Here is an 11,601-nt window from a genome sequence, read left to right on the forward strand (position 1 = left end):
CATCCGTATGAGAGATCCGCATGGCCGAGCATATCCGCATCGGCGACATCACGCCGCGTGTGCATTACGCGGCGGATGGCGCGCTGACCACCTTCGTCTATCCCTTTCCCATCTTCGAAGCCGGGGACCTGGAAGTCCGCGTCGACGGCCTCGTGCAGTCCGGTGGCTACGCGGTGCAGGGCGCCGGCGCCTCGGAAGGCGGCACGGTGGTGTTCGACGCGCCGCCCGGCGCCGGGCGGCAGGTGCTGCTGCGCCGCGTGCTGCCGATCGAGCGCGTCACGGACTTCCAGCCGAACGGCGTGCTGCGCGCCAAGGTGCTGAACGACGAGCTGGACCGGCAGACCGCGATCCTGCAGGGCCTGCGCGACGAGATCGCCAACACGGTGCGCACGGGGCCGGGCGACCTGCCGGCGCAGCTGGTGCTGCCCGGCCGTGGCGGCCGCGCCAACCGGCTGCTCGGCTTCGACAGCCTGGGCAACGTCACCGCCGTGCCGCGCGAGCCGGTGCTGGAGGCGCCGTTCGAGGGCGCCATCCCGCGCACCGTCGAGGACAAGCTGGCCGAGCGGCTGACCGCGCGCGACTTCGGTGCGGCCGGAGACGGGATCAGCGATGACGGCCCCGCCCTGCAGGCAGCGATGAACGCCGCCGCCGCCGCCGGAAAGCTGCTGGAGATCGGCGAGGGCAGCCACCGCACCAGCATGCCGCTGGTGCTGCCGGGCGCCGCCGCCGGGCTGATCATGCGCGGCAGCATCGTCTATGCCGGGCTCGGCGGCGAGGCGGCGCTGACCATCGGCGACGGCGCCGCGACGCGCAACCAGGCAAAGCTCTACCAGGGGCTGCGCGTGCTGCGCGCCAGCCTCTCCGACTGGGCCAGCGAGGCGGATATCGGCCTGCTGCTGCGCAACCTCGATGCCTGCCTCGTCGAGATCCGCCAGGTGGAGGGTTTCACCATCGGCGTCCGCACGCTGGGCGACGAGCTGGGCTTCGAGGACAGCACGCTGCATCTCGGCCGGCTGGTGAACAACCGCATCGGCCTCGACATCCGCACCAGCAGCGCCGCCGCCTGGAACAATTCCATCCGCTACGTCGGCGGCCACTTCGCCAACAGCGGCAGCGTGCATCCGGAGATCTCGCGCTTCGGCGTGCGCTTCTCCTGCGCGCCCGGAGCCTATCCGCGGCACAATGCGCACACCTTCTACGGCCCCGCCTTCGAGCTGCAGCGCCAGGGGACGCCCGGCACGGTGGACGCCATCCCCTTCCTGCTGGAGGCGGGGGACGAGCGCGGCATCGTCGCGCGCAATGTTCGCATGGAGCAGTGCAGCCCGTATGTGGCGCGGCATGCCGGTGGCGCCAATGACTGCCTCTACGAGGTGGCCTATGCCGGCACCTACGCCTTCACCGGCGCCGCCATCGACTACACCGCGGCGGCCACGCGCGCCGGCGGCACGGTGGTGGCGCTGCACCAGGCGACGGCGGCGCATGGCGCCCCCCGCCTGGTGGCGGCGGCGGAGAATGTCCGGCGCCGCGCCTTCCGCCAGACGATCGACACGGCGGATGGCGTGGGGTTCGAGCAGATGGCTGTGCTGTCCGGCAACCCCGCCGGCCCGCCCGCCACGCTGTCCGGCTTCGCCTTCGCCGGCCTGTCGCAGATCACGCTGAATTCGGACAGCGTCGGCCTCCCGACCAGCCGCGCCCTCGCCTTCATCGTCGATTGCGGGGAGTGCAAGGAGTTCTTCCTCGCCGCCGAGGGCAGCGAGCTGCGCCCGGTGGTGATGCAGTTCGACGCCGGCGAGGCGGTGCTGGGCGAGGCGAGCCGCGTCATGCTCTCCAACATGAACACGCTGTGGTCGGGCAGCCCGAGCCATTTCTGGGAGGGCAACGCCGATCTCGACAGCCTGGTGGGGGGCTTCCCGATCAACCGTCTGCAGCGCGTCACGCTGCACGCCAATGCGCGCTACGCCGCCATCGGCGTGCGCGGCGGCTCCGCCGGCGCGGTGCTGAAGGCGCTGCGCCTCTACTGCTCGCCGCTGCATTCGCCCGCGCTGGTCTATGGCGGCGGCCGCAGATGGGGCGTGCGCGAATACACCGGCAGCCTCGATTTCGACCTGGGGAACCTCGCCGCCGGCGCCGCCGCCACGCAGGTGGTGCCGGTGCCCGGCGTGGTCGGCGGCGACTTCGTGCAGGCCAGCTACACCGCCCTCTCGGCCTTCGTCGAGACGGTGCCGACCATCACCACCTCGGCCACGGCCGGCGCCCCGGGCACGGTGACGGTGCAGTTCCGCAACCGCCATGCCTCCACGGCCATCGACCTGGCGGCCGGCACGCTGTTCGTGCGCGCCGTGAAGCCGCGCCTGTGAGCCGCACCGAACTTGTCGCGGAGGAATTGCAGCGTGCCATCCGGCATGTGGTGGACGACTACAACGCCTTCGTGGTGCGCGGGCCCGTGCCCGGCACGCATGACGATGCCAAGGCCTTCGCCGCGCACCATGCCGCGGCGAAGGCCGCCCTGACGCATCTGGAGCACCTGATGAAGCTCGCCCGCGCGGCCTGCGCGAGCGGGGAGGAGCAGGGCATGGCGCATGCCGTGGCCCTGCTGCGCCAGGCGCGCGGCGCCCTGGCCGATGCCTCTCTAGAGGCTGAGGAGGAGAGCGACACCGATGACGGAGCCGCCGGTTGAGCTGATCGAGTTCGTCTGGGTCTGGAACATCGAGGCGGGGCAGGACACGCCCGCCGTGCACCGGCGCATCCTGCGCTGGCTGGCGGGCCGCCGCGCGGCCGGCGACAACCGGCTGCTGCTGATGGCTTTCCGCGGCTGCGGCAAGTCCACGCTGGTCGGCCTCTACTGCGCCTGGCTGCTGGCGCGCTGGCCGGAGACGCGGATCCTGGTGCTGGCGGCCGACCACCCGCTGGCCACCAAGATGGTGGCCACGGTGCGGCGCATCATCGAGCGGCACCCGCTCTGCCGCCACCTGCTGCCGGACGCGCCGGAGGCCTGGGCGTCGGACCGCTTCGCCGTCCGCCGCGCCGGCGCGCTGCGCGACCCCTCGATGCTGGCCGCCGGCCTCGGCGGCAACATCACGGGCACCCGCGCCGACGTCATCATCTGCGACGATGTCGAGGTGGCCGGCAATTGCGACACGCCGGGCAAGCGCGCGGAGCTGCGCGAGCGGCTGGCGGAGACGGAGTTCATCCTGACGCCGGGCGGCACGATCCTCTATGTCGGCACGCCGCACTGCGCGGAAAGCCTCTACGTGCCGCCGGGCACGGAGGGCGCCTATCTCGCCGGCTACCGCCGCCTGGTGGTGCCGCTGCTCGACGCTGCCGGCGGCAGCGCCTGGCCCGAGCGCTTCCCCGTGCCGGCGGTGGAGCAGCTGCGCGACCGCGTCGGCCCGCTGCACTTCACCCGCCAGATGCTGTTGCGCGCCGTCTCGGCGGGGGCCGCGCGCTTCGATCCGGCGCAGATCATCCGCTACGCCGAGGAGATCGACTACCGCGAGGCGCTGGGGCGGCCGGTGCTCAGCCTGCTCGGCCGCCGCATGGTCTCGGGCGGCGGCTTCTGGGACCCCGCCTATGGCCGCCCCGGCCGGGGCGACGGCAGCGTGCTGGCGGCCTGCTTCGCCGATGCGGAGGGCAACCACTACCTGCACCGCCTGGCCTACCTGACGCACGATCCGGATTCACCGGAGGACCCGGCCACCCAGCAATGCCGGCAGGTGGCGCGTCTCGCCGGCGAGCTGATGCTGCCGGTGCTGCGGGTGGAGACGAACGGCATTGGCCGCTTCCTGCCCAGCCTGCTGCGGCGGGAACTGGCGCGTGCCGGCGCCGCCTGCGCCGTGGTCGAGCAGCACAGCCACCGCCCGAAGCAGGAGCGCATCCTGGCGGCGCTGGACCCGGTGCTGGCGGGGCGGCGCCTGCATGCGCATGCCCAGGTGTTCCGCACGCCCTTCGCCGCCGAGCTGGCGGAATGGAAGCCCGACACGCCCGGCACGCGCGACGACGCGCTCGATGCGCTCTCCGGCTGCCTGCTGGCCGAGCCGGTGCGCCTGCCGGGATTGCCGCCCGCGCCGCGGCCGCCTGGATGGCGCGGCATGGCGGCGCAATAAAAAAATTGCCATTCGAATTCACTTTTTGTTGATAATAGCCCGAATGGCCCGTAAGGTTCCTCCGTCAGCGCCGCAATTGCGCCTTGGCTCAGGCAGCCCGCCGGGTTTTCAGCACGTCCGCCGCATGCCGCGCTTCCCCCTCGGCCGTCAGCCGGAAGCGCCCGTCCGCGCGTGGCGCGGCGAGGCCCATGCCAGCCAGCCGGTGCAGGCAGGGGCCATCCTTCAGCCCATCGGGCCGGCCCAGCGGGCCCGCCAGGCGCAGCCTGTGCAGCGCCGAGCGGCAGCAGGTCTCAAGATACGGCTCGTTCCACATCGTTCCATCGCAACCGTCACGGCAGGCGTCGGTGCCCCCTTCCCGGAGGGTGGCGCCGGCGCCTGTGGTGTTCAAGAAGGCCAAGGAGGGCCGGATGAACCCGCTTGATCTGGAACCCCAGACGCTGGCCACCGTCGCCCAGGCCCCGATCCTGGTGCTGCTCGCCTGGATGCTGCGCGGCTTGCGCCGTGGCGCGGACGAGCGCTGCGGCGAGGAGGCGCCGCGGGCCGACTACGACGCGCTCGCGCGCACGCGGGACGAGCTCGCCGCCTTCAAGCTGGAGGTGGCGCGCACCTATGTGCCGCTGTCGCTGATCCGCGATGTCGACCAGCGCCTCAGCCGGCAATTGCTGCGCATCGAGGAGAAGCTCGATGCGGCCACCCGAGCCGCCACGGCTGCTGCGGCCCTGCAATCCGCCCAGCGTGGCTGGCGCTCCGAAGACCGCAGCTGAGAGAGCCCCTCACATGAGCATCGCCCTGTCCCGCACCATCGACGTGCTGACCCTGCCGGCCCAGGACATCCTGGCCATGACCCTCTGGGCCGAGGCCGGCACCCGCCCGGTCCGCGCCATTGAGGGCGCTGGCCGCGACCATCATGAACCGCGTCCGCCTGGCCGAGAGCGGCGCGGTGACGCATTGGGGCCAGGGGCTGTCGGCCATCTGCCGCGCGCCCTTCCAGTTCTCCTGCTGGAACCGCAACCACCTGCGCCATGCGCTGATGCTGGCCATCCCGCCGGGCGACCCGGCCTATGCCATCTGCCGCCGCATCGCCGTGCGCGCCGCCTCCGGCGCCCTGGCGGACTCCACCGGCGGCGCCACCCACGCGCATGACGTGGACGAGCTGCCGCCCTGGGCGGTCGGCGTGCCGCCGCTGGCCGAGATCGGCTGCATGCTGTTCTACCGCGTCGAGCCCCGCTAAACGGAGGGGATGGAGCCCCTCATCTACACCATGGTCCGCGACGCGGACTGGCGCGAGGCCCGCGCCGCCGGCCAGTATCGCGGCAGCGCCGAGGATGCGCGGGATGGTTTCCTGCACTTCTCGACCGCGGCCCAGCTCCGCGCCAGCGCCGCGAAGCACCGCGCCGGCCAGCCCGACCTCTGGCTGGTCGCCGCGGATGCGGCGGCGCTGGGCGTGGCGCTGCGCTGGGAGCCGGCCAGCGGCGGCAAGCGCCCTGGCCTGTTCCCGCATCTCTACGGCCCGCTGCCCCTGGCGGCGGTGCGCTGGTCGATGCCGCTGCCCCTCGGGCCGGACGCCCTCCACCGCTTCCCCGAGGACATTCCCTGAGACTTAGCCCTGAGACCTGGCCCTGAGACTTGGTCCTGAAGTTCGGCCTTCACTCGACCCGCAGCGCCGCGCGCAGCTCCGCCGCGCCGGCCGGGTCGCACAGCCCCTGCAGCCGCCCCGCCGCCAGCCGCGCATAGCGCAGCAGCAGCGCCTTGCGCCGCGCCGGCGCCAGCCGGCGCTCCGCCGGCTGCCGCAGGATGGCCGCCTCTCCCCCCTCCGCCACGATCAGCCCGACATCCTCCGGCAGCAATTCCTGCGGGAAATCGAGATCCACCGCGAAGAACAGCCGGTCGCACCATTCCCGGTACTCGTGCCATTTGCCGTCGCTGAGGAAGTCGCGCGCGCAGCTCTTCACCTCGATGGCGGTGAAACCGCCATCCGGCTCCAGCGCCAGGATGTCGAGCCGCCGGCCGGTTGGCAGCGGCACTTCCAGCACCGGCGCCCAGCCCAGCCGGCCGCAGAGCCGCGCCGCCGCGCGGCACACCGTCAAGGTCCGCTCCGGAATGGAGGGAAGGGGGGAGATCTCGGCCATCCCGCCCATGTTCGCTCTCCGTTCCCTCCCGCGTCAAGCCGTGCCGGCCTAGTGTGGGCCGATGGGTGCTGAACCGCCGTTCTGGAAGACCAAGACGCTGCCGGCGATGAGCCGGTCCGAGTGGGAAAGCCTGTGCGATGGCTGCGGCCGCTGCTGCCTGCACAAGCTGCGTGACGAGGACACGGAGGCGCTGGTCTGGACCAACGTGGCCTGCCGCCTGCTCGACACCGGGAGCTGCCGCTGCCGCGACTACCCCAACCGCCGCGAGCATGTGCCCGACTGCGTGAAGCTGACGCCGAAGCGCCTGGCGAAGATCGACTGGCTGCCGCCCTCCTGCGCCTACCGGCTGGTGGCGGAGGGGAAGGATTTGCCCTGGTGGCACCCGCTGGTCTCCGGCGACCCCGAGACGGTGCACCGCGCCGGCGCCTCGGTGCGTGGCCGCGCCGTGCCGGAGCGCGCGGCGCGCGACCTGGAGGACCATGCGGCGGACTGGCCCGGCGAGTGGCCCGGCGAGGAACCGGGGCCGGAGACGCCCGGCGCCCCGCCGCGGAAGCCTGGGCGGTGAGCCAGGCCAAGTCCCTCCCGGCCCGGGCGGACCGTCTGCCCGGCGCCGTGTTTCGCCGTAGCCGATCTGCGTCCCCACCCAGGAAAGGTCCCCGCCATGAATGAGCCGCTGCGCTGCCGCCCGCCCGCCACCGCCACCGTGCAGATCGACAACGATGATCTGCGGGTCACCCGCTGGGATTTTCCGGTGGGGGCGGAGACGGGCTGGCACCGGCATGGCTGGAAATACGTGGTGGTGCCGGTCTCCGCCGGCACCATGCTGCTGGAGCTGCCGGGCGGGCAGACCGCCGATGTCAGCCTGACCCCAGGCACCTCCTATGAGCGGCCCGCCGGCGTCGAGCACAATGTCGTGAATTCCGGCTCCGCGGCTTTCAGCTTCGTCGAGATCGAGCTGAAGGGGTTTCCCGGCTAAGGTCGCGCTTCGGGCTTCCCTTTTTCCCGCGAATCCGGCAGGAGGGTGCGATGCGCCCCTCCGCCGTTGAGGTCGCGCTCCGGTACCGCGCCGCAGGCGCCGTCCTTGTTTTTCCGCCCGCCCGGCCCCTCATCTGGCGACAGGTGTCATGCGGTCTGCCCAGGGATTCTTGTCCATTGCGCTCTGCCTTCGCTCCCACGGAATTTGAGGCATGGCTGGAGGCTGCGCCGCATCCCTACGTGGTGATGGATGCCCGCTTCGTCCTCGTCTGGGCCAACCGCGCCTATCTCCGTGTCACAGAGCGGCAGGCGGAGGACATCCTCGGCCGCAACATCTTCGATGCCTTCCCCTCCGGCCCGCACGATCCGAACGGGGAGGGCGCGCGGCAGCTCCGCAAGTCGCTGCAGACGGTGTTGCAGACCCGCGCGCAACATACCCTGGCGCTGATCCGCTACGCCATTCCCCGCACTGACAACAACAGCGGCACGCTATTCGAGGAGCGCTTCTGGAGCGCCACGCACACCCCGATCCTCGATGCGGATGGCGAGGTCCGCTACATCCTCCAGCAGACCGACGACGTGACCGAGATCCAGGCGCTGCGCCGCCGGGTCCACATGAGCTCCGAGCAGGGCGAGGCCGGCCTGGATGCGGAGGCCTCGCTGGAGGGCGCCGTGTTCCGCCGGGCGCAGGAGGTGCAGGCGGCGAACTGGGCGCTGGATGCCGAGCGGACGCAGCTGCGCCGCCTCGTCGAGCAGGCCCCCGCCTTCGCCGCCTTCCTGCGCGGGCCGGACCATACCTTCGAGATCGCCAACGAGGCCTATCTCAGCCTGGTCGGGCATGACGACATCCTCGGCAAGCCGGTGCGCCATGCCCTGCCGGAACTGAGCGGGCAGCCCTTCTTCGGGATACTCGACGAGGTCTACGCCACCGGCCGCGCCTTCAACGGCCGTTCCATGCCCGCCTCCCTGCGCCAGCTCGGCGGCGCCGAGATCGTCGAGCGCTTCCTCGACTTCGTCTTCCAGCCGATCCTCGACAGTGACGGCCAGGTGTCCGGCATCTTCGTGCTGGGCTACGACATCACCGAGCAGAAGCGCGTCGCGGACGAGCTGGAACTCTACAAGAACCAGCTCGAGGAGATGGTGCGCGTGCGCACCCGCGCGCTGGAGGAGAGCGAGGCCGAGCGCCGCCGCACCGAGGCCGCGCTGCGCCAGAGCCAGAAGATGGAGGCCATCGGCCAGCTCACCGGCGGCGTGGCGCACGACTTCAACAACCTGCTGCAGATCCTGAGCGGCAACCTGCAGATGCTGCAACGGGCCCAGCTTTCCGCCGGCGACCTGCGCCGGCTGGATGCGGCGCTGGGCGCGGTGGACCGCGGCGCCAAGCTGTCCTCGCAGCTGCTCGCCTTCGCCCGCCGCCAGCCGCTGGAGCCCCGCCCGGTCAATCTCGGCCGGCTGGTGCGCGAGATGGACGACCTGCTGCGCCGCGCCCTGGGCGAGGCGATCGAGCTGGAGACCGTCATCGCCGGCGGGCTGTGGAACACCCTGGCCGATCCGGACCAGGTGCAGAACGCCCTGCTGAACCTGGCGGTGAACGCGCGCGATGCGATGGACGGCACGGGGCGCCTGACCATCGAGGCCGGCAACGCCATGCTGGACGATTTCTACGCCCTGCAGCATGAGGAGGTGAAGGCGGGCCAGTACGTCATGCTCGCCGTCTCCGACACCGGCGCCGGCATTCCGCCCGAGCTGCTGGAAAAGGTGTTCGAGCCCTTCTTCACCACCAAGCGGGAAGGGCGCGGCACCGGCCTCGGCCTCTCCATGGTCTATGGCTTCGTCAAGCAGAGCCAGGGCCACATCAAGATCTATTCTGAGCTGGGCCAGGGCACCACGGTGCGCATCTACCTGCCGCGCAGCCGCGAGGCGGAGGAGGTGCTGCCGCCGCTCACCCTGTCGCCGGTGGAGGGGGGCAGCGAGACCATCCTGGTGGTGGAGGACGACCCGGTGGTGCAGGCCACTGTCGTCGATATGCTGAACGACCTCGGCTACACCGTGCTGCGGGCCTCGGACGGACAGAGCGCGCTCACCCTGGCGCGCAGCGGCGTCTCCATCGACCTGCTCTTCACCGATGTGGTGATGCCGGGGCCGGTGCGCGCGCCCGACCTGGCGCGGCAGGTGCAGGTCATGCTGCCGCACGCGGCCGTGCTGTTCACCTCGGGCTACACCGAGAACGCCATCGTCCATGGCGGGCGGCTCGACCCGGGCGTCAGCCTGCTCTCCAAGCCCTACCGGCGCGAGGATCTGGCGCGCAAGATCCGCCACACCCTCAACAACCGCCGGCAGGCCCTGGCCGCCGCCGCCTCGCCGCGCGTTCCCGTGCCCGCCTACCGCTCCCCGGCCGAGACCGCTCCGGCCGGCGCCATCCGCGTGCTGCTGGTGGAGGACGACCCGCTGATCCTGATGGACACCGAGGACATGCTCTCCGCCCTCGGCTTCCAGGCGGTGGGCGTGCGGGACGGCCGCGCCGCCCTGCGGGTGCTGGAGCGCGAGGGCTTCGACGTGCTGCTGACCGATATCGGCCTGCCGGGCCTTTCCGGCCCGGATCTGGCGCGGCAGGCGCTGGCGCGCTGGCCGGGGCTGCGCATCGTCTTCGCCTCCGGCTATGGCGGGCAGCAGGCGGCGGCGGGGCTTTCGGGCGCGCTGTTCCTCACCAAGCCCTACGGCATGCGCGATCTCGAGGCGGCCATCCAGCGCGCCGCCGCGGCCTGAGCCTCCTGCCCCGCCATCCGGCCGGCCGGCCGGAGGCGGTGCGGCTGCGCGCCGGCGCGGCCTCGCCCGCCCTGGCCTGCCCGGTGCGCTGGCGCCCGCTGGCGCGCGCCCGGCATGTCTCGCTGCGCATCGACCCGGTGGCGGGGGTGGTGGTCGTTGTCCTGCCGCCGCAGGCGGGCCGCCGGGCCGGGCTGGCGCTGCTGCGGCGGCACGCCGAATGGGTGGCGCGGGAGATGGCGGCGCTGGCGCCGCGCCGGCCGCTCGGGCCAGGCGCGCTGGTGCCGCTGGGCGATGTGCCGCACCCCATCCTGCACCGCCCCGGCCACCCCGCCGGCCCGGCCGAGCTGCTCGGCGGCCGCATCCTGGTGGGGGGCGCCGCGGAGGCGCTGCCGCGCCGCGTGCTGGAGCTGCTGCGGGCCGAGGCCGGCCGGCGCATCGCGCCGCGGGTGCGGCGCCACGCGGCGGCGCTGGCGGTGGCGCCTTCTGCCGTGCGGCTGAAGGATACGCGCAGCCGCTGGGGCAGCTGCGCGCCGGATGGCACGCTGGCCTTCTCCTGGCGGCTGGTGATGGCGCCGGGCTGGGTGCTCGACTCGGTGGTGGCGCATGAGGTGGCGCATCTTTCCGAGCGGAACCACTCGCCGCGCTTCTGGGCGCAGCTCGGCCGCCTGGCGCCGCGCCACGAGGGTGCGCGAGAGTGGTTGCGCCGGCACGGGCCGGGGCTGCTGCGCATCGGCTGAGGCCGGCGGGCAGGGCGCCAGGCGGGGCGAGGAGGGGGGGAAGGGCGCTTCCCGCCCGGCGGCGGCCCTGCCATACCGGCGGCGCAGCGGCAGCCCGTTGCCGCGCAGGGAGACCCGCCATGATTCTTCTCGTCACCGGGGCGAGCGCCGGGTTCGGTGCCGCCATCGCCCGCCGCTTCGCGCAGCAGGAGGAGGGCGCGCGCATCATCGCCGCCGGCCGCCGGCAGGACCGCCTGGAGGCGCTGGCCGCCGAGCTGGGCCGGGAAAAGGTGCTGCCCCTGGTGCTGGACGTGCGCGACGGCGCCGCCGTCGCCGCCGCCATCGCCGGCCTGCCGCCCGCCTGGGCGGAGATCGACCTGCTGGTGAACAATGCCGGCCTCGCCCTCGGCCTGGAGCCTGCCCAGCGCGCCAGCCTCGAGGACTGGGAGACGATGATCGACACCAACGTGAAGGGCCTCGTCGCCGTCACCCACGCGGTGCTGCCGGGCATGGTGGCGCGCAACCGCGGCCATGTCGTCAACATCGGCTCCACCGCCGGCGAGTGGCCCTATCCGGGCGGCAACGTCTATGGCGCCACCAAGGCCTTCGTCCGGCAGTTCAGCCTGAACCTGCGCGCCGACCTGTTCGGCACCGCCGTGCGGGTGACGGATGTCGAGCCCGGCCTGGTCGGCGGCACGGAGTTCTCGAAGGTGCGCTTCGGCGACGAGGCGCGGGCCGCGGCCGTCTACCAGGGCACCGAGGCGCTGACGCCGGAGGACATCGCCGATGCCGTCCACTGGGTGGCCTCGCGCCCGGCGCGGGTGAACGTGAACACGCTGCAGGTGATGCCGGTCTGCCAGAGCTTCGGCCCGCTGCGCGTGCACCGGGACTAGCGGCGGGGCCAGCGGCGGA

At 72.7% G+C, this 11,601-nt stretch carries 13 protein-coding genes; 11 read left to right on the top strand and 2 right to left on the bottom strand.

The window, feature by feature from the left end:
- The first annotated feature begins 20 nt into the window (after positions 1-20).
- From CR165_RS10015 to terL, 3 genes are read left to right on the top strand one after another with little or no spacing between them, the layout of a single operon-like run.
- Positions 21-2,357: a hydrolase gene (locus CR165_RS10015; RefSeq protein ID WP_109516841.1), complete on the top strand. Its 2,337-nt coding sequence runs from the start codon at positions 21-23 to the stop codon at positions 2,355-2,357.
- Entirely contained in the window at positions 2,354-2,677 is a 324-nt protein-coding gene (locus tag CR165_RS10020; RefSeq protein ID WP_109516842.1) for a hypothetical protein, read from the top strand. Before CR165_RS10015 ends, CR165_RS10020 begins: the two co-directional genes overlap by 4 nt.
- Complete coding sequence (terL, locus tag CR165_RS10025; RefSeq protein ID WP_109516843.1) at positions 2,658-4,103, top strand: phage terminase large subunit; 1,446 nt, start codon at positions 2,658-2,660, stop codon at positions 4,101-4,103. Before CR165_RS10020 ends, terL begins: the two co-directional genes overlap by 20 nt.
- 88 nt (positions 4,104-4,191) lie before the next feature.
- Here terL and CR165_RS10030 read toward each other — a convergent pair whose 3' ends face one another.
- Positions 4,192-4,416 (bottom strand): hypothetical protein, encoded by a 225-nt coding sequence (locus CR165_RS10030; protein WP_109516844.1) that lies wholly within the window; start codon positions 4,414-4,416, stop codon positions 4,192-4,194.
- A gap of 94 nt (positions 4,417-4,510) precedes the next feature.
- Here CR165_RS10030 and CR165_RS10035 point away from each other — a divergent pair, with 94 nt between their 5' ends.
- From CR165_RS10035 to CR165_RS10045, 3 genes are all read left to right on the top strand, one after another.
- Entirely contained in the window at positions 4,511-4,867 is a 357-nt protein-coding gene (locus CR165_RS10035) for a hypothetical protein (protein WP_146201867.1), read from the top strand.
- Between the two features lie 143 nt (positions 4,868-5,010).
- Entirely contained in the window at positions 5,011-5,334 is a 324-nt protein-coding gene (locus tag CR165_RS10040) for a cell wall hydrolase (protein WP_245906309.1), read from the top strand.
- Positions 5,335-5,343: 9 nt separating this feature from the next.
- Entirely contained in the window at positions 5,344-5,700 is a 357-nt protein-coding gene (locus tag CR165_RS10045; RefSeq protein WP_109516846.1) for a DUF952 domain-containing protein, read from the top strand.
- A 49-nt stretch (positions 5,701-5,749) separates the two neighbouring features.
- Here CR165_RS10045 and CR165_RS10050 read toward each other — a convergent pair whose 3' ends face one another.
- Positions 5,750-6,241 (bottom strand): MmcB family DNA repair protein, encoded by a 492-nt coding sequence (locus tag CR165_RS10050; protein ID WP_146201868.1) that lies wholly within the window; start codon positions 6,239-6,241, stop codon positions 5,750-5,752.
- Positions 6,242-6,293: 52 nt separating this feature from the next.
- Between CR165_RS10050 and CR165_RS10055 the strand changes: the two genes are divergently transcribed.
- From CR165_RS10055 to CR165_RS10075, 5 genes are all read left to right on the top strand, one after another.
- Positions 6,294-6,797 carry a YcgN family cysteine cluster protein gene (locus tag CR165_RS10055; protein ID WP_109516847.1) on the top strand — a complete coding sequence of 168 codons (504 nt, stop codon included), beginning with the start codon at positions 6,294-6,296 and terminating at the stop codon, positions 6,795-6,797.
- Between the two features lie 96 nt (positions 6,798-6,893).
- Positions 6,894-7,208, top strand: a complete 315-nt coding sequence (locus CR165_RS10060) for a cupin domain-containing protein (RefSeq protein ID WP_109516848.1) — start codon at positions 6,894-6,896, stop codon at positions 7,206-7,208.
- 176 nt (positions 7,209-7,384) lie between these two features.
- Positions 7,385-9,973 carry a response regulator gene (locus tag CR165_RS10065; RefSeq protein WP_219929719.1) on the top strand — a complete coding sequence of 863 codons (2,589 nt, stop codon included), beginning with the start codon at positions 7,385-7,387 and terminating at the stop codon, positions 9,971-9,973.
- Between the two features lie 38 nt (positions 9,974-10,011).
- Positions 10,012-10,710 (top strand): M48 family metallopeptidase, encoded by a 699-nt coding sequence (locus CR165_RS10070; RefSeq protein ID WP_245906311.1) that lies wholly within the window; start codon positions 10,012-10,014, stop codon positions 10,708-10,710.
- 119 nt (positions 10,711-10,829) lie between these two features.
- Complete coding sequence (locus tag CR165_RS10075; protein WP_109516851.1) at positions 10,830-11,582, top strand: SDR family NAD(P)-dependent oxidoreductase; 753 nt, start codon at positions 10,830-10,832, stop codon at positions 11,580-11,582.
- Positions 11,583-11,601: the final 19 nt, after the last annotated feature.

The sequence above is a fragment of the Teichococcus aestuarii genome (genome assembly GCF_003116135.1).
Lineage (GTDB): Bacteria > Pseudomonadota > Alphaproteobacteria > Acetobacterales > Acetobacteraceae > Pseudoroseomonas > Pseudoroseomonas aestuarii.